Annotated in this window: 11 protein-coding genes and 2 pseudogenes; 4 read left to right on the forward strand and 9 right to left on the reverse strand. The window is 66.3% G+C overall.

The genetic code is table 11. The features are described from left to right. Positions 1-28 precede the first annotated feature (28 nt). The 5 genes from CFB40_RS36455 to CFB40_RS36475 all read right to left on the reverse strand — a co-directional run bounded on the left by CFB40_RS36455 (position 29) and on the right by CFB40_RS36475 (position 8,153). Positions 29-2,134 (reverse strand): TonB-dependent siderophore receptor, encoded by a 2,106-nt coding sequence (locus CFB40_RS36455; protein WP_089434142.1) that lies wholly within the window; start codon positions 2,132-2,134, stop codon positions 29-31. Between the two features lie 251 nt (positions 2,135-2,385). Further along, positions 2,386-2,736, reverse strand: coding sequence for a hypothetical protein (locus CFB40_RS38470; protein ID WP_143329955.1), 351 nt, complete (start codon positions 2,734-2,736; stop codon positions 2,386-2,388). A gap of 25 nt (positions 2,737-2,761) precedes the next feature. Further along, a complete protein-coding gene (locus tag CFB40_RS36465) occupies positions 2,762-4,723 on the reverse strand; it encodes a phosphatase PAP2 family protein (RefSeq protein WP_089434143.1) in 1,962 nt (653 codons plus the stop codon). A 183-nt stretch (positions 4,724-4,906) separates the two neighbouring features. Then, complete coding sequence (locus CFB40_RS36470) at positions 4,907-6,493, reverse strand: methyl-accepting chemotaxis protein (RefSeq protein ID WP_089429350.1); 1,587 nt, start codon at positions 6,491-6,493, stop codon at positions 4,907-4,909. Between the two features lie 139 nt (positions 6,494-6,632). Continuing rightward, positions 6,633-8,153, reverse strand: a complete 1,521-nt coding sequence (locus CFB40_RS36475) for a sensor domain-containing diguanylate cyclase (RefSeq protein ID WP_089434144.1) — start codon at positions 8,151-8,153, stop codon at positions 6,633-6,635. Positions 8,154-8,512: 359 nt separating this feature from the next. On the opposite strand from CFB40_RS36475, the gene CFB40_RS36480 reads away from it, so the two are divergent. Continuing rightward, on the forward strand, positions 8,513-9,808 hold the full coding sequence (locus CFB40_RS36480; RefSeq protein ID WP_089429351.1) for an MFS transporter: 1,296 nt from the start codon (positions 8,513-8,515) through the stop codon (positions 9,806-9,808). A gap of 61 nt (positions 9,809-9,869) precedes the next feature. Then, positions 9,870-10,652 carry a substrate-binding domain-containing protein gene (locus CFB40_RS36485; protein ID WP_089434145.1) on the forward strand — a complete coding sequence of 261 codons (783 nt, stop codon included), beginning with the start codon at positions 9,870-9,872 and terminating at the stop codon, positions 10,650-10,652. A gap of 24 nt (positions 10,653-10,676) precedes the next feature. Here CFB40_RS36485 and dctA read toward each other — a convergent pair whose 3' ends face one another. The 4 genes and pseudogenes from dctA to CFB40_RS36505 form a co-directional block, all read right to left on the reverse strand. Further along, a complete protein-coding gene (gene dctA / locus CFB40_RS36490; protein ID WP_089434281.1) occupies positions 10,677-12,017 on the reverse strand; it encodes a C4-dicarboxylate transporter DctA in 1,341 nt (446 codons plus the stop codon). Positions 12,018-12,051: 34 nt separating this feature from the next. Then, positions 12,052-12,975, reverse strand: a complete 924-nt coding sequence (locus CFB40_RS36495) for a LysR family transcriptional regulator (RefSeq protein WP_089430088.1) — start codon at positions 12,973-12,975, stop codon at positions 12,052-12,054. A 172-nt stretch (positions 12,976-13,147) separates the two neighbouring features. After that, a pseudogene (locus CFB40_RS36500) lies at positions 13,148-14,328 on the reverse strand (fumarylacetoacetate hydrolase family protein). A gap of 33 nt (positions 14,329-14,361) precedes the next feature. Continuing rightward, positions 14,362-16,143 (reverse strand): IlvD/Edd family dehydratase, encoded by a 1,782-nt coding sequence (locus CFB40_RS36505; RefSeq protein WP_089434146.1) that lies wholly within the window; start codon positions 16,141-16,143, stop codon positions 14,362-14,364. A gap of 383 nt (positions 16,144-16,526) precedes the next feature. Between CFB40_RS36505 and CFB40_RS36510 the strand changes: the two are divergent. Together CFB40_RS36510 and CFB40_RS36515 are read left to right on the forward strand one after the other, a co-directional pair. Then, positions 16,527-17,153, forward strand: a pseudogene (locus CFB40_RS36510) (GrpB family protein). A 345-nt stretch (positions 17,154-17,498) separates the two neighbouring features. Beyond that, entirely contained in the window at positions 17,499-18,749 is a 1,251-nt protein-coding gene (locus CFB40_RS36515; RefSeq protein ID WP_089434147.1) for a DUF1835 domain-containing protein, read from the forward strand. The last annotated feature ends 91 nt before the right edge of the window (positions 18,750-18,840 follow it).

Raw genomic sequence — 18,840 nt, forward strand, 5'->3', positions numbered from 1 at the left:
GCGCGTCGCGTCAGCCGTCCCGGCCGCGCTAGAACGAGTACGCGAGCGACGCGAACAGGCTGCGCGGCGCGCCCGGCGTGACCCACAGGCTGTTGTACGAGCTGACGTAGGTGGTGCGATTGAACAGGTTGTTCAGGACGACCGACGCGCGCAGGTGCTTGTTGACCTGCACGTAGCCGTTGAGCTGGACGGTCGCGTAGGCCGGCAGCTCGAAGCCGTCCTGCGTGTTGGCCGTGTTGCCGGCGCGGCGCCCGACATAGATCACGCCCGCGCCGGCGCCGGCCTTGTCCGCGAACGGCAGGGTCGTCTCGTACATCAGCAGCGCGCTGCCGCTCAGGCGCGGTATGTCGACGAGCCGCGCGCCGGGCGTCAGCACCGTATCGCGCGTGATTTCGGCATCGACGTACGCGAGGTTGACGAGGCCGCGCAGGCCGTGCCCGAGGTCGCCGCTCCATTCGAATTCGACACCGCGGCTACGTACTTCGCCGGCCGCGCGCGAGAAGCCGGCATTCGCCGGATCGGCGGTCAGCACGTTGCGCTTGGTGACGTAGAACGCCGAAACGGTCGTGAGCGAGCGCGTGCCCGCCCATTTCGCGCCGGCTTCGTAGCCGTGGCCTTTCTCGGGATCGAACGCGTTGCCGCCGACGTCCGCGCCGTTGTTCGGCCGGAACGAATACGCGGTGTTCGCATAGAACGACCACGCCGGGCTCATTTCATACACGACGCCGAGACGCGGGCTCACCGCGGTCTGCAGCTGGCTCGTCGTCATGCCCTTCAGGCGGTTGTCGATCGACTGGTGGAAGCGATCCCAGCGCAGCCCGGCCAGGATCTTCCAGTGCGGCCCGAACGCGAGCGTGTCCTGCGCGTAGACGCCTTGTCCGTTATCGCGTTCGAGCAGGTTGGTCGCGGTGCGCGGCGCGGGCGCGGGCTGGCCGTAGACCGGATCGAAGATGTCGATCGCATACGGCGCCGCGGCGCTCGGCGTGGAGCGCGTGACGAACTGGTCGTAGTTGAAGCGATACGCGTCGACGCCCATCACGAGCGTATGGCCGATGCCGCCCGTGCGGAACGTGCCGGTGGTTTCGACGCGGCCTTGGAGGTCGTTCGAGTGAAACGCGACCTGCCGGTAGCGGCGCCACAGCGTGCGGCCGTCCGGCTGCAACGCGAATGCCTCGGACGAGCGCCCCGACAGGTCGGTGTTGCGTTGCGCGACGCCGGCATTGATCGACCAGCTGGAATCGATGCGGTGCTCGAGCGTGAACTGATGGCCCGTGTTGCGCACGTCGTAGTCGCCGTCGCGCGGCTCGCCGAGAAAGCGCGACGCGGGGATCACGCCTAGCTGGCCGTTGACCGCCAGCACGCCGCGATCGAGCGGCGCACGCTGCCGCGCGCTCTCGAATTCGTAGTGGAGCGTCGTGTTCGCGCCGATGTCCCACGTGAACGACGGCGAGAACAGGTAGCGCTTGCTCGACACCGTGTCGCGAAAGCTGCCGTTGTTCTCGTTCATCGCGACGAAGCGGTACGCGAGCGTTTTCGTGACGGGGCCGGTCGAATCGAGCGTCTGACGCAACGCGCCGTAGCTGCCGGCCGACACGCCGACGGTGTTCGCGCGGGCGAACTGCGGCTGCTTCGTCGTATAGCTGATGATCCCGCCCGGATCGCCGCGGCCATACAGCGCGGACGCCGGCCCCTTGAGCACTTCCATGCGCTCCAGGTTGACGGTGTCGCGCGGCACGCTCATCCCGCGATTCCACGAAAAGCCGTTGACCAGGTAGTCGGTGCCGGACGTGTTGCCGTCGCCGGCGAAGCCGCGCACCGCGTAGTTGTCCCACAGGCCGCCGAAGTTGTTCTGGCGCGAGACGCCCGCGACCCAGTCGTAGAGATCGTCGCCGCGCGTGGCGGCCACCGTCTGGATCAGCTTCGTATCGACGCTGCTGACCGCGAACGGAATCTCCATCACGTCCGCCTCGCTGCGCGTCGCGCTCGTCGATTCGCGCGTGCGGAACGGCGCCGTCGCGCGTTGCGCGGACACCTCGATGGCGGGCAGCGCCGTTTCCTGCGCGTCGGCTGCGCCCATGCCGGCCGTGCCGACGACGATGGCCATCGGTGCGGCCGCCCAGTTCCTCCTGCTCATACCCGTCCTTTTCCTTTTTTGTGTCGTTCGCGTTCGGGCACGGCGGGCGGCCTCGCGCCGGCATCTGTGTTCCAAACAGTACATTTGCGCGGCAATTTAATGCAAATGAGAGGCATTTGCAATCGTAATTTTGAGATGGGCCCGACGGCACGGCGGTCGTCCGGTTCGGCGCGGTCGCCATTTGAGATGGCGAGTCGTACGGGCAGACGATCTGAGGCTTCGAATGGCGCTCGATGGACGAGCCGCGGCGATCAACTGCCGGAACGGGAGAAGGGCTTGCTCGGCGAGGCGCTGCGGTTGCTCGCCGAGACGCGGGCGCTGGAACTCTGTGCCGAGGTGAACCGGCGGCAGGGCGGCGCCACGCCGGATGTCCACGACTTCAACCTGCCGACGATCATCGAGCTGCAGCGATGCCCGCCCGCTTCGCGTGAGCCCAGGCCCAGGCACAGGCCCAATCCCAAGCCCAAGCCCAAGCCCAAGCCCAAGCCCAAGCCCAAGCCGAAGCCGAAGCCGAAGCCGAAGCCGAAGCCGAAGCCGAAGCCGAAGCCGAAGCCGAAGCCGAAGCCGAAGCCCAAGCCGAAGCCGCCCTCGAGCGACCTCACTGCCTGGATCGATGCCCGCTGCCGGCTACGCCGCCGACAGCGTGACCGACACGCCCGTCGCGGTATAAACCGGCGTGGCCTTAAACCCGTCGACCGTCACCGTCGAGAACTTCGCGGCGGCCGCCGCGCCGTCGATCAGCGCGATGGTGTCGCCGGCCTTCGGCGTATAGCCGTTCACGAACTTCACGTGCAGCGTGCCGCCCGTGACGGTGAGCGGGCCGCCCACGCGCAGGCGTCCGCCGCCGTTGCCGTCGATGTCGAGTTCGAGCGTCGTGTTGTCGAGTTGCGTATAGCGGGTCGCGATCGTCACCGGTGCGTTGGCCGCGATCTTCACGCCGCCGCCCGAGCCGACGTACACGTCGCCGTTGCCGAACGCCGTCGTCGACGCGGCCGCGAGCGTGCCGCCGCTCACCTGCGTGCCGCCCGTGTAGCGGTTGTTGCCCGCCAGCGTCAGCGTGCCGCTGCCTTGCAGCGTCAGCTTGCCGGCGCCCGCGACGTCGTTGCGCCACAGGTCGGCTGCATTGAGCCCGCCCTGCGACGCATCCATCGACACGATCACGTTGCCGTTGAACGCGCCGTAGCCGTCGGCGGCCGCGAACAGGTTCAGGCGGCCCCAGCCTTCCGCATCGTCCATGACCGGATAACCGGACGGCAGTTCGGTCGTCTTCAGCACGACGCGCCGCTGGTCGGCGCTCAGGTACGGGAAGCGCGTCTGCAGCAGGATCTCCGCGCCCTTCGGCACGACCGGCGGCGCGTCCGTCGATTCGATCGCGGCGAAGCCGAACGTCATGCGGCGCAGGAACGCGGCCTTGTTCGTCGCGTAGTCGGCGAACCGGTCAGTGGCCGTCGTACCGGAGTGGGCGAAGGCGGAGAACGTCGTCGCGCTCGTCCCCGTCAGTTGCTGCAGCGCCTGGTGGGCTTGCGTATAGGCGGTCTGCGCGTCATCGGCATACGCGGTCAGGTTCGCCGCGCTGACGGCCAGCGCGAGCATGCGCCCGCCGATCACGTCGAGCGGCGAGTGCATGCCGGCGAGAATCCGGTTCTCGCCCAGTTCGAGGCCGCGGCTGACCATTTCCTGGAAGCGTTCCGGCACGAGCCACGCCATCGTCGTCGCATCGCGCACCGCCTCGGCCGTGTGGCCGCTGATGAAGCCGCCGTCGGTCGCGGGCGTCGTGCTTTCCGCCGGCACGAGCGTCGGCGCGACCACCACGCTGGTGCTCCAGCGGTACGGGCGCGCATATTTGAAGAAGCGCTTCGACGGTTCGGTCGATGCGTTGTTGCCCATTTCGTTGAGCAGGTCGACAACCTTCCCGAAGCTGGCGTTGCCGCTGCTGCTGCCGACGCCGACGTTGTTGCCCGAGTCGTTGTACAGCACCGTCGTCGCATCGGCGGGCACGCTGGTGATGCTGGTCGTCTGCTGGGCCGCGGTGCGCCACGCGGCGGTGAGCGGGCCCATGCCGTCGGTCACGCTGTATCCCTTGCCGCGCCGGTCGTCGTAGTACGCGGCATCGGCCTGCTGCGGCGTGCGAGCGGTCGTCGCGTTGATCACGTACTGCACGTTGGCCGACAGCACCGCATCGTTCAGGATCGTGCCGCACGACACGCCGCTGTTCGGCAGCCCGGAGCAGGTCGACGGCGAGATGGCCGGGAATGTGCCGAACGCCGGCGCGCTCACGCCCGCGTCGACCAGCATCGTCGCCGGCTGCCAGAGATCGAGGAAGCGGCTCACCACGCGCACCGCGGCGTTGGTCGACAGCGTCGCATAGCGCGCATCGCCGCGCTGGTTGGTCGCGACGTTGTCGACGAACGCGGGCACGCTCGGAAGTGGTGCGCTGTCGACGAAGCCGGGGTCGGCGGGCGGCGCGGGAACGGCCGCCGCCAGGGTGCTGGTCGACGCGACATCATCGCCGCCGCCGCAGGCCGCCAGCACGATCGCACTCGACAAGGCTGCGACGTGCAGCGGGAAACGGCTTCGTGACGCAAACATGCAAGACTCCATCCTGATGGTCGAAGATGGCGAATTGTGGTGATGGATCGTTACGCGGCCGTTACGGATTTGTTTCGCGTCGGATGCAAGGCGCGCGAATTCCCACTATCTGGTTAATTTCGGGTGCTGAGCATGTCGGGCGACGGATTCGATGCGTCGATCGAGGGCGCGCGCGGCGGGAGGCTAGGCGCCGGCCGCCCGCGTGTCGAGCCGGAACAGCGATACCGCCTCGGCAAGCCGGCCTCCCTGTTCCTCGAGCGACTTCGAGGCGGCGGCGGCCTGTTCGACGAGCGCCGCGTTCTGCTGGGTGACTTCATCCATTTGCGTAATGGCCAGATTGACCTGCTCGATGCCGCGGCTCTGCTCGTTCGACGCGGCCGCGATCTCGCCCATGATGTCGGTCACGCGCGCGATCGCATGCGTGACCTGGGTCATCGTCTCGCCGGCGTTGTTCGCGATCTGCGAGCCGTCCTGGATTTTCCGGACCGATTCCGAGATCAGCTCGCGAATTTCCTTCGCGGCGCCCGACGAACGCTGCGCGAGACTTCGGACTTCGCTGGCCACCACGGCAAAGCCGCGGCCCTGTTCGCCCGCGCGGGCGGCCTCCACGGCCGCGTTGAGCGCGAGGATGTTGGTCTGGAAGGCGATCCCTTCGATGATCGCGGTGATCTCGGCGATTTTGGTGGAGCTGGCGCGGATGTCCGTCATTGTGTCGACCATCAGGCCGACTGCCGTGCTGCCGCGCTGGGCGACTTCCGACGCGTTGTTGGCCAGCCCGCTCGCCTGCTGCGCATTGTCGGCGTTCAGGCGCACGGTGGAGGTCAGCTGCTCCATGCTCGAGGCGGTCTCCTGCAGCGAGGCGGCTTGCTGTTCCGTGCGGGAGGAGAGGTCCTGGTTGCCGGACGCGATTTCGCCGGCGCCTGTCGCGACATTGCCGGATGCAGTGCGGACTTCCGCGATCAGGCGGGTCAGGTTCGCCTGCATGTCGCGCATCGAAGCCAGGACGCTGCCGGCCGGCGCGGCACCGGTCGACGATCCGGTACCGAGATCGCCGGCCGCGATACGGCGCGCGATGTCGCTGAGCGCGGCAGGCTCCGTGCCGAGCGCGCGCAGCAGGCCGCGGGTGATGAAGACGCCCAGGATCGCGGCGGCGGCTGCCGCCGCGATACACATGACGATCAGCATCAGCCGCTGTGATGCATAGCGGTCGGCCGATTCCGTTACCAGTTGCGCGCCTTGCGTGCGGGCGAACGTCGCATAGGCGTCGGTGGCGGTGACAAGCCTGGCCAGCAGCGGCCGACACTGTTCGTTGATCATCGTGATGGCCTGGTCGCGCCGGTTGTTTGCCGCCGCGTCGACGATGGCGCGCGCCACGGGGCCGTACTGCGCTTCGACCGCGCCGATCTGCCGGACCAGTTCGCGGGCCTTGTCGGTCGCGCCGCTCCCCTCGCGGACCGCATTCGTCAGTTCGCCGAGCAGCGCGCCGACCTCGCGGTCGGCTTGCAGCGCCGCGTCCTTCTCGATGTCCGCGTCGCGCGGTGCGGTCGCGAGCACCTGGTTGCGGGCGGCGATCGCACGCCGGTCGACCGCGACGCGAACCTTGTCCGCCAGGATTGCACGGGCGTTGGTGCCGTTGACGTAATTTTCGAATGCCGCGTTCGCATTGCCGAGCGATACGATGCCGAGAATGGAGACGAGCAGAACCATGCACGTCAGGAGGCTGAAAGCCAGGGTCAGCTTCGTGCGAACCGTTAATCGTTGATCATTCATGTGAGAGTTCCAGTTTCGTTGACATCGAGTAGTTTTCCTTATTATCTGATTGGTGCATGAACAATTCGGGACCGTTTTCCGAGGCAATCGTTTGCGTGTGCTCCGCTGCCGAAAAAATGCAGACCCGATCCGTGGCCGGTCAGGCCACGCGAGCGTGTTGCTCGGTTTCTGCGCAACACACGCGGTTCCGGCCTTCGCGCTTCGCACGATAAAGCGCCATGTCCGCCTGATGCGACAGCGCATGCACGGACGGGGGACGCGCGCGATGACCGGTCGCGCAGCCGATGCTGACGGTGAAGGCCGGCACGGTTTCCGCGAACCCGTCGAGCCGGTTGCGTTCGACTTCGCGGCGAATCGCCTCCGCGACCTGCGCGGCCCCGCTTTCGTCGGTGTCCGGCAGCACCGCGACGAACTCCTCGCCGCCGTAGCGCGCGGCGAGATCGCCGCGCCGCCGCGTGTGGGTGCGGATGCATTCGGCGAGAAAGCGCAGCGCCGTGTCGCCTTCCGCATGCCCGTGCCGGTCGTTGTACTGCTTGAAGTGGTCGGCATCGATGAACAGGATCGACAGGCTGCCGTTGCTGCCGCGCTGCAGCCGTTCCCATTCGTCGGCGAGCGCGATATCGAGCGCGCGGCGGTTGCATAAGCCCGTCAGCGGATCGGTCCGCGTGAGGTCCGTGAGCAGCGTCTGCTTGCGCAGGTTGTCGCGCAGCGCAAACGCCAGCAGCCAGACCACCGCGCAGAAGAATGCGCTGATCACGGTGGCGGACACGCCTACCGTCCACGACAGGCGCGTGATGCTCGCCAGCACGTCGCGCTCGGCCGGCGCGACGACGGCGATCAGCGGCGTGCCCGGCACCCGCTGGTACGTATACAGCCGCTTGGTGCCGTCGATGATCGAACGCGCGGGGTAGAAGCCCGACTCACTGTGCACCATCCGCTCGAACGCTTTCGAACGACGCAGGTGGTTCATCTGGTTGTCGTTCAACGACGGATTTCTCGCGAGGATCGCACCGTCCGCGCGCAGGATCGCGCTGACCCCGTTCGGCCCGACATCGAGGCCGGACAGGAGCTGCTCGAAATAGGCGATGTCGATGGCGACCACCGCGATGCCGTTGAACGTATGGTCCGGCCGTTCGATGCGCCGCGACAGCGCGATCGATTCCTTGTCGCCGCGCGAGCGCGCGCGATAGGCCTCGGACACGTAGAGGCCGACGTTGTCGGCATCGCGATGGACCTTGAAGTAGTCCCGATCGCTGAAATCCCAACGATGGGTCGTGCCGCAGCAGCCGTCGATCAACTGGCCGTGGCGGTCGGTCACGCCCATGCCGGTCACGTATTGCGCGGCGGTGCGCTCGAACAGCAGGTCATGCCGCAGCCCGGCATCCATGCGCCGCACCGCGGGCTTGCCGAGATCGGACGCGAGCGCGACCAGTGCGTTGTTCGACGTTTCGACGGTGCGCGCGATCTGGCTCACCAGCACGGCGGCGACGTTGCGCGACGTCTCGTGAGCATGCTCGATCACTTCGCTGCGCCCGATCCACAGTGTCGCCGCGCTGATTCCGAGCGCCGCCAGCGACATCAACGTGCCCAATGCTCCGACGACAAGATGGTTGCGTCCGGCCCAGTCGGCGATTTTCTCGATCGAGGTGGTTGCGGGCATGCTCGTGCTCGTATGGGCAGCCGGTTGCAACGGCTCCGGCGCGGGTCAAATCCGGGTTAACGGCACGGTTAACAGAAAATCGAGGCCGGCGGGGCCGCCAGTGGGCGCGGGCAATCGCGCGCGGGAGCGCAAACGTGTGCGAGCCCGCGTGGCCCGTCCGGCAAAGCGTTGCATCGGGCGTTCACCGCGCCCGGAACGATGCGCGGCGACACGCGCCGCCGGCACGTCGATTGATAACCCATCGACATCAATCCTTCCAAAAATTGCACTTATCGTTTGCGCGGCGACGAGCGAACATGCCGGAAAACGACAATCGATCCACCCCTCCCGCGTATTTCCGGATTTTCAGGAGACACCCGATGCACCCCTCGTCCAGCCTTCCGAACGCACGTTCGAAGGCCGCTGCGGTTTTCCGCGTCACCGCCGGGAATTTTCTCGAGCAGTTCGACTTCTTCCTGTTCGGCTTCTACGCCACGCAGATCGCCAACGTTTTCTTTCCCGCACAAAGCGAGTTCGCGTCGCTGATGATGACCTTCGCCGTGTTCGGCGCCGGCTTCCTGATGCGGCCGCTGGGCGCCATCGTGCTGGGCGCGTACATCGACGACGTCGGCCGCCGCAAGGGCCTGATCGTCACGCTGTCCATCATGGCGAGCGGCACCGTCCTGATCGCGTTCGTGCCGGGCTACGCGACGATCGGCCTGCTGGCGCCCGCGCTCGTGCTGCTCGGGCGGCTGCTGCAGGGCTTCTCCGCCGGCGCGGAACTGGGCGGCGTCTCGGTCTATCTCGCCGAACTGGCGACGCCGGGCCGCAAGGGCTTCTTCACGAGCTGGCAATCCGCCAGCCAGCAGGTCGCGATCGTCGTCGCGGCGGGCCTCGGCTTTGCGCTCAATCAATGGCTGAGCGCGTCGGCCATCGCCGCATGGGGATGGCGCGCGCCGTTCTTCGTCGGCTGCATGATCGTGCCGTTCATCTTCATGCTGCGCCGTAACCTGGAGGAAACCCAGGAGTTCAAGGCGCGCAAGCATCGCCCGGGCATGAAGGAAGTGTTCGGTACGCTGGTGCAGAACTGGGGCGTCGTGGTGGCCGGCATGATGCTGGTCGCGATGACCACCACGAGCTTCTATCTGATCACGGTCTACGCGCCGACCTTCGGCAAGACGGTGCTGCACCTGAGCACCGCCGACAGCCTGCTCGTGACGCTCTGCGTCGGCGTGTCGAACTTCGTGTGGCTGCCGATCGGCGGTGCGCTGTCCGACCGGATCGGCCGCCGGCCGCTGCTGGTCGGCATGACGGTGCTCACCGTCGTGACCGCCTACCCGGCGCTGTCGTTGCTCGCGCACGCGCCGTCGTTCGTCAACATGCTGCTCGTCCTCCTGTGGCTCTCGTTCATGTACGGGATCTATAACGGGGCGATGGTCGTCGCGCTCACGGAGGTGATGCCGGTGCAGGTGCGCGTCGCAGGCTTCTCGCTCGCGTACAGCCTCGCGACGGCCGTGTTCGGCGGCTTCACGCCGGCCATTTCGACCGCGCTCATTCACGCGACCGGCGACAAGGCCGCACCGGGCTACTGGATGAGCTTCGCCGCGGTGTGCGCGCTGCTTGCGACGTTCGCGCTCTATCGTCGCCACACGGCGACGCTGACGCCGGCGCATTGATGCCCGATCCATCCGGAATGCTTGCCAACACCTACGAATCCGCACGACCACGACCACGATCATGAGAAACCTGCTCCCGAAATTTTGCGCGGCCGCGCTCGTCCTGGCCACGGCAGTGGCTGCCAACGTGCAGGCCGCCGAACTGCACGTGATGAGCTCGGGCGGCTTCACCGCCGCCTACAAGCTGCTCGGCCCCCGGTTCGCTGCCACCACGGGTAACACGCTCGATACCGCGCTCGGCCCGTCGATGGGCAAGTCGCCCGAGGCGATTCCGAACCGGCTCGCGCGCGGCGAGCCCGCCGACGCCGTCATCATGGTCGGCTATGCGCTGGACGACCTGATCAAGCAGGGCAAGGTCATCCCCGGATCGCGCGTCGAGCTGGCCGACTCGCGTATCGGCGTGGTCGTGCGCGACGGCTCGGCAAAACCCGACGTCGGTTCCCCCGAAGGCCTCAAGCAGGCGCTGCTGCACGCGAAGTCGATCGCCTACTCGGACAGCGCGAGCGGCGTGTATATCGAACGCGAGCTGTTCAGGAAGCTCGGCATCGAGGACCAGGTGAAGTCGAAGGCGAAGATGATTCCGCGGATTCCGGTGGCATCGGTCGTCGCGAACGGCGACTACGAGATCGGCTTCCAGCAGGTGAGCGAGCTGCTGCCGGTCAAGGGGGCGACCTTCGTCGGCAAGATCCCCGAATCGCTGCAGTCGGTCACGCGCTTCGCGGCCGGCATCCCCGTCGGCGCGCAGCATCCGGCGGAAGCGAAGGCGCTGCTCGACTATCTCGCGTCGCCCGACGTGCAGGCCGAGGTGAAATCGACCGGGCTGGATTCCGTCCCCGCTCATTGAGCCTGATCGACGGGAAGGTTGGCGTCAGACCGCCTTCCCGTCACCGTCACCGTTGCCGCCGGCATCCGCGGCGGCACGGTCCGCATCGACCCCGTTCGGGGCGACCGGCCCGCCGGCAGCGAGCCGCTGAGCAAGACGCGCACGATCGCACGCACCTTCCCACATCGACACGAAGATCACCGCGCACGCATTGCTGATCACGCTCGTCAGCGCACGCGCCTCGGACATGAAGCGATCGATGCCGACCAGCAGTGCCACCCCGGCGACGGGCAGGTCGGGCATGACGGCGAGCGTGGCGACCAGCGCGACCAGCCCGCTACCGGAAACACCGGCCGCGCCCTTGGACGTGACCAGCATCACGGCGAGCATCAAGGCGATCTGCGACGCGGAAAGGGGCACGTCGCATGCCTGCGCGATGAACAAGGCCGCGAGCGTCAGATAGATCGCGGTGCCGTCCAGGTTGAACGAATAGCCCGCCGGCAGCACGAGCCCCACGACGCCCTTGTCGCACCCGAGCGATTCCAGCTTGACGATCAGGCGCGGCAGCACGGGCTCCGACGACGACGTCGCGAGGACGATGAGCAACTCTTCGCGCAGGTAGCGCAACAGCCGCCACAGCGCGAAGCCGTGCAGGCGCGCGAGCGGCGCGAGCACCAGCGCGACGAATAGCGCGCAGGCCGCATAGAAGGACACCACCAGCTTCGCGAGCGAGCCGACCGAGCCGATCCCGAAGCGGCCCACCGTGAAGGCCATCGCGCCGAATGCGCCGAGTGGGGCGAGCCGCATGATCATCGCGAGCACGCGAAAGATCACCTGGGCGACCCCGTCGATCAGCGCAAGAACGGGCTGGCCGGCCCGCCGGTGCGCATTCAGCGAGAAGCCGAACAGCAGCGACAGCAGCAGCACCGGCAACACCTCGCCTTGCTCGAACGCGCCGAGCATCGTATCGGGGATCACGCTCAGCCCGAATGCCACGAGCCCGCGCGGCTGCGCCTCCTTCGCGTACTGTGCGAGGATGCTCGCATCGAGATGATGCACGTCGATGTGCAGGCCGGCGCCGGGGCGCAGCACGAACGCGATGACGAGCCCGATCGCGAGCGCGACGGCGGTCAGCAGATAGAAGAGCGCCAGCGCCCGGACGATCGTGCGGCCGATGGCCTTCCCGTTCGCCAGTGACGTGATGCCCGAGACGATCGTGCAAAAGACGATCGGCGCGATGGTCATCCGCACGAGGCCGACGAACGCGTCGCTGAGGGGTTTGAGCATCGCGCCTGCGGCCGGCCATGCGTGACCGACGGTCACGCCGAGCAGCATCGCGAGCAGGACCTGCACGTAGAGCGATTTGAGCAGCCTGGCCAACCTCACGGAACGGTCTTCCTTCGTGTCTCTTGTGTCGTTGTCACACCGATGCATCGCTGCTTGCGATGCCGTCACGCTTCGCGTCGACGATCATCCGGTGAAATGCTTCGGCGGCCGGCGTGAGCGGCCGTCCGCGCCGCTTGACGATGCCTACGCGCCGTTTGACGACCGGCTCGACGAGCGGCACGCTCGTGAGAATGGGGTGGTCGTGCCCGGGCATCGCCATCGAGGGCACCGCGGCGACGCCGAGCCCCGCCTCGATCAAGCCGAGCAGGGTCGTCACGTGGCGCGCTTCGCACACGCTCGGCCCACGCGGCGCCACGGCGGCGAGCGCCTGGTCGAGCAACAGGCGGTTCCCGGAAGTCTTGTCCACCGACACGTAATCGTGCTCGTACAGTTCGTTCCAGGTCACGCGCTTCTTGCGCGCGAGCGGATGGTCGCGGCGGCAGGCGGCGACGAAGCGCTCCTGGAGCAGCATCTTGAACTCGATCTCGGCTTCCTGGCTGCCCATGAAGCTCACGCCGAAATCGGCTTCGCCGCTGATGACGGCGCCCAGCACCTCGTTCGCGCTCGCGTCCAGCAGCTTGACCCGGATGCGCGGAAAGCGCTGATGATAGCGCGCGATGATGGCCGGCAGAAAGTAGTAGGCCACCGAGGGCACGCACGCAATGGTCACGTGGCCCAGGCGGCTCGACGACACGTCGCGAATGCCGAGCAGGGCCGCGTCGAGATCGTCGAGCAGCTGTTCGGCGCTCTGCGCGAACACGCGGCCGACCGTGGTGAGCGCGACGCGACGCGTGGTGCGCTCGAAGAGGCGCACGCCGAGCGCTTCCTCGAGCTTGTCGATCCGGCGACTCAACGCGGGCTGGGAAATGCTGACCGATTCCGCGGCCTTTCGGAAGCTGCCCGTTTCCACGACCGCGCGAAACGCCTGCAAGTCGTTCAAGTCGAAGTTGATCCCCACGGGCGCGTCTCCGCATCTCAGATGGGGCGTATTTTGCATGATTTCGCCGGGCCGACCGTATCGGCGCGGCACGCATCCGCGCAACCCTTGATCGCAACCGCGTGCGTGAGGGGCGGCCTAGCCGTCGATCCACCGTGCGTCGATGTCGAGTGGGGCGTCGCGGCCCCGGGCCTTACGGCGCAAGCAGGTCGCGCGCGGCCAGATTGGCATACAGCGCGCGCACGCCGAAGGTCCACGGCGCGATCTCGGTGCACAGCCGCACGGTGTTGACGAGTGCGCCGAGTGCGGGCGTGGAGACGGTGACGCGGTCGCCCAGGTGATGCGTGAATCCGCCGCCGGGCGCGTCGCGGTCCTGGATCGGCGAGAACATCGTGCCGAGGAACAGCATGAAGCCGTCCGGATACTGGTGATGCGCGCCGCAGGTTTGCGCGACGAGGTCGGCCGGGTCGCGGCTGATCTCGCGCATGTGGCTGATGCCGTCGAGGACGAAGCCGTCGTCCGCGCCTTCGACGCGCAGCGACACGCTGGCCTGCCGTACGTCGTCCAGCGTGAAGCCGTCGTCGAACAGCCGCACGAACGGGCCGATCGCGCACGAGCCGTTGTTATCCTTGCATTTGCCGAGCAGCAGCGCCGAGCGGCCTTCGATGTCGCGCAGGTTCACGTCGTTGCCGAGCGTCGCGCCCACCGGCCTGCCGTCGCTGGAAACCGCGAGCACGATCTCCGGCTCGGGGTTGTTCCATACCGATACCGGCAGCAGCCCCACGTCCGCGCCGAAGCCCACCGCCGACATCGGCTGCGCCTTCGAGAACACCTCGGCATCAGGGCCGATGCCGACTTCCATGTATTGCGACCACGCGCCGCGGCGCTCGAGTTCCGCCTTCAGCCGCATCGCGGCGTCCGAGCCCGGCACGATTTTCGACAGATCGGTGCCGATGGTGGCCGCGTGGTCGCGCGCACGTCCGCTGCTTTCACCGGGTCGCCGCCGGCCTGTTCCTCGATCACGCGCTCGATCAGGCTGACGGCGAAGGTCACGCCGCAGGCCTTGATGGCCTGCACGTCGCACGGCGCGAGCAGGTGGGTCGCGCCGCGCGTGCCGTCGAGCGCCGCCTGCAGCAGCGGCTCGACGCGGCCGAGCGATTCGCCGGGCGCCGTGCGGGCGAGGGCGGCGGCGTCGGGGCGGTCGAACAGGTCCGCGGTGGTCGGTACGGTGCGCGTGATGTCGATCACTTCGCCGTCGCGCACGGCAACGACGCTCGGGCCCGCATGGGCGCCGTCGTGCCGCCACACACGGCCGATCAGCAGCGCTTGCGCCAGGTCGTGCGGCAGGCAGTCGGAAACGGAAAGAGTACGCATGGTCGGCTCGGCAAGGGTCGTGGGCAGGGAGGGTCAGTGCGAATGGCGCGGGTTGCCGCGCTGCTCGATCACCTTCAGGTACAGCGTGGCCGGTTCGAGGCAGCCGCCGGTGGACAACTGGCCGACGAACTGGCGATAGAGTGCCTGCCACGGCGTTTGCGCCTGCGGCACCGTGCAGCTTGCCGTCTCGCGGCGGCGCGCGAGTTCATCCTCGTCCACGAGCACGTCGACGCTGCGGCGATTCAGGTCCACGCGAATGCGGTCGTTCGTGCGCAGCAGCACGAGGCCGCCGCCGACCGCCGCCTCGGGCGACACGTTCAGGATCGACGGGCTGGCCGACGTGCCGCTCTGGCGCCCGTCGCCCAGGCAGGGCAGCGAGCTCACGCCGCGCTTCACGAGTTCGGCCGGCGGCGCCATGTTGACGACTTCCGCGCTGCCCGGATAGCCGACCGTGCCGCAGCCGCGAATCACGAGGATGCAGCGCTCGTCGATGTTCAGCGCGGGATCGTTGATGCGCGCGTGGTAGTCCTCGGGGCCTTCGAACACGATCGCGCGGGCCTCGAACGTGTTCTCCGCGCCCGGCTCGGCCAGATAGGTCCGGCGGAACGCTTCACCGACCACCGACATCTTCATGATCGCGCTGTCGAAGAAGTTGCCCGACAGCACCATGAAGCCGGCGCCATGCTTGAGTGGCGCGTCGGGCGTGCGGATCACGTCGCGGTCGGCGTCGGGCGCGGTGTCGGCGATCTCGCCGATCGCGCGGCCGGACACGGTCACGCAGTCGCGCCGCAGCAGGCCGGCCGCATCGAGCTGGCGCAGCACCGCAGGCACACCGCCGGCGCGGTGGAAGCTCTCCCCGAGGTATTCGCCGGCCGGCATGCAGTTGACCAGCAGCGGCACGGACTCGCCGAGGCGCTGCCAGTCGTCCAGGCTCAGTTCGACGCCCATGTGGCGCGCGATCGCGATCAGGTGCGGCGGGCAGTTGGTCGAGGCGCCGAGCGCGGACGCGACGACGATCGCATTCTCGAACGCCGCGCGCGTCATGATCGCCGACGGGCGCACGTCTTCGCGCACGAGCTCGACCGCGCGCTTGCCGGTGGCGTACGCCATCTGGCCGCGCTCGCGGTACGCGGCGGGGATGCTTGCGCAGCCCGGCAACGACATGCCGAGCGCCTCGGCCAGGCTGTTCATCGACAGCGCGGTGCCCATGGTGTTGCAATGGCCGATCGACGGCGACGAGGCCGTGGTCAGCCGCATGAAGCCTTCGTAGTCGATCTCGCCGGCGGCGAGCAGGTTGCGCGCATGCCAGATCACCGTGCCCGAGCCGACGCGCTTGCCGTCGTGCCAGCCGTCGAGCATCGGCCCGCCCGACAGCACGATCGCCGGCAGGTCGACGGTCGCGGCCGCCATCAGGCAGGCGGGGGTGGTCTTGTCGCAACCGGTCGTCAGCACCACGCCGTCCAGCGGAAAGCCGTGCAGCACTTCCACCAGCCCGAGGTAGGCCAGGTTGCGGTCGAGCGCGGCGGTCGGCCGGCGGCTTTGCTCGGCCAGCGGATGCACGGGGAATTCCATCGGAATGCCGCCCGCGTCGCGGATGCCCGCCTTCGTGCGCTCGGCCAGTTCGATGTGGTGGCGGTTGCACGGCGCGAGGTCGCTGCCCGTCTGCGCAATGCCGATCACGGGGCGGCCCGACTGCAACTCCTCGCGCGTCAACCCGTAGTTCATGAAGCGCTCGACATAGAGCGCGGTCATGTCGGCATGCGCGGGATCGTCGAACCATTCCTGGCTGCGCAGGCGGCGAGGGGGCTGTGACATGGCGGGCTGTCTCCGAAGGGGCCTCGTTCATTGTTGCGCACCGGATTGGTACCGGTAACATCGAGCGGATGTTAGCACGGGGTTTTTGCAGCCTAAATGCCAATATGGTTGCAGAGTGGCGGAAATGCTTGCTGGAGCATTTCATGTTCTTTCCCTGCGGCGTTCGCCATAAAATTAGCCATCAATGATCTGGCTGGGGCGATGTTCAATATTTCACAAAAGATCTAATTGGGTTTTATCCGGTAATTGTGTTTTTTATGCTTTATGTGCAGCGTTTGTCCTCTGGGTATATCGAAAATTGTGCGGTTTTGTGTGCGGAGGGATTGTCCGGGGGTGAGTGATGCGACAATAGCCAATTCGGAAAATTGAAGAGGGTGATCGATATGGTAGGCAGCAATAGTTCGCGGCTGTTATCGGATGAGATAACTGTATTTGAGACCGGCGACCCGAATGAGAATCCGTGGGTTTGGGGCGTACCAAAGATCGAGTCGATCGAGGTAGTACCATATGATTCGAAGTGGCCGGAATTATTTCTTGCGCTGAAAGCTGACATTGAAACCGCTCTGGCGGGAAATTTTTTGAACATCGAGCATGTTGGTTCCACTGCCGTACCTGGGCTCGCCGCGAAACCAGTCATCGACATCGATTTGATAGTCGAGAATCCGCACGCGGAAGCGTTGTATGTGCCCGTGCTGGAGGCGATGGGTTATACGCTCACGGTTCGTGAACTGTCGTGGTATTAGCATCGGATGCTTCGTCTGGATTCGCCGCGCGTGAATCTGCATGTGTTTGGCCCGAATTGCCCGGAGCATGTTCGTCACATTCTCTTTCGGGACTGGCTTTGCTCACACCCTGAAGATCGACAGCACTACGCACTGACGAAAGCGCTGGCGAAAAATCGCGTTGATAATGTTCAATCTTACAACGAAAAAAAGCGTGATACCGTTGAGGAAATTTACCGAAGGATATTCGAGTTTCACGGGTTGCCGAAGTCTGATTCGACTGATTGAAATGGTATGGAGGTGAAGTTAATTGGAGGGGCTCTGATATTTGCCGGCCTCGCAACAACCTGGCAGTACCCGCGCTACAGTTTTTCTTTTCTTTTTCATCGGCCGATCAATCGCATGCCTCGCCAACGAAGTCGCCGAGCGTCCCTCGGGGCAGCTCCCCGGTCGATTCGCGCGACATCGATCGGGCGACGATGCGGCAACTTGTTTGTGCTTGTGATACAGTCAGCAGCGGCGTATCACCGCGCCTCCATTCCGCGGAAAGGGTTCACACCCAGGTCGACCGTCTCACCGCATATTCATGCGACTCCCAGCCGACAAGCGGATACGGCTGCCTTTGGAGATCGTATGCCTCAAGATCCTCGCGCCACGGCGCAAAACGGTCACATCGACCTCGTTCGGCAGCGCAAGCGTGCCAAGCAACTTCTCAAGCAGCTCCAGGCGGGAATTCCGGTTGGCGGACCAGGCGAAAATTTGCGTCGTGCGGCTTCCCCCGTGCTTGCTGACGCTCAATGGCTGATCGCTCGCGAACTGGGATTTGCCAGCTGGCCGAAACTCAAGTCTCATGCGGATGCCATCGAGTTCGCCGCACGGCATCCGGAATTTGCCGCCAATGACACGGCTGATACCCAGCACTGGCGTTGTGGCAACGACATCGCGCATGGTCTGGGCGTGGCCGGGTTTCGGGGGGAATTCCACGTGTTCGCCGATCCGTACTGCATGGGACCCGTTCCCAGGTTGGAGCCGGAAGCATTCATCGACACGCGTTGCGAATTCATCAGCCAGTGTTTCGGCATCCCGCTGGCGACGGTTCGACGGCGCGCGCTAACCGAGTATGGCGCGTTGTCGCAGCTGTCCCGGGCCAGGCACGCCGTACTGTGGTGCGAAGCGGATGCTTACGATCAGCTTTTCCTGATAGCTGTGCTTGCCAACATGACGGGACGGCCGCAATCGCTGGAGTTGGTCGAGGTCGACAGCGTGCCGGGCGTCGATCGATTCGTCGGCATGGGGCAATTGACGCCGCAGGTGCTTGCGTGGCTTTGGCCACGCCGTCGTGAGCTGACTGACGACGTGTTCTCGCTCGCTCGCGAGGCTTGGGACGCCTATCGCGATGCGACTCCACTTGCCTGGGCCGCGCTTTGCAAAGAGGCGAGTCCCAGCCTTCCGCTGTTGGCCCCGGCACTGAAACGCCAGTTGCAGGAATTGCCATCGGTACGTGATGGCCTCGGTCTGACGGAAAGACTCGCCTTGGAGATCATTCGCGACGGTGACGGGCTTGCGTTGTCGCAGGTGTTCGCCGAGTTGAACCTGTGTCGCGATCCGCTGCCGTTCCTCGGTGACGCAATGTTCCATGCGATGATGCGCCCGCTGGCAGAAGGCGACCGTCCGCTGATCAAGATCCATGACGACCATCCCGAGCGCGAAAGGTGCATCGTTGGCCTGACGCCGCTTGGCGAGCAGGTGCTGCAAGCAAACGCGAATTGGCAGGATCATTGCGACGTACCGCGATGGGTAGGCGGCACACAGATACTGCCGCGCACCACCCACTGGGCCCTGGATGACGATTGCACACCGGTGCAACGCCGTCGATTCAGCTAACGACGGTCGGTCCGGCCGCCTGCAATCAATCGAATGATCGGTGAACTTGGCGTCAGTGGATGTCTATACGCTTTGAGTGCGATCGCTGGGC

Origin of the sequence: Burkholderia sp. AU31652 (genome assembly GCF_002223155.1) — a bacterium.
GTDB lineage: Bacteria > Pseudomonadota > Gammaproteobacteria > Burkholderiales > Burkholderiaceae > Burkholderia.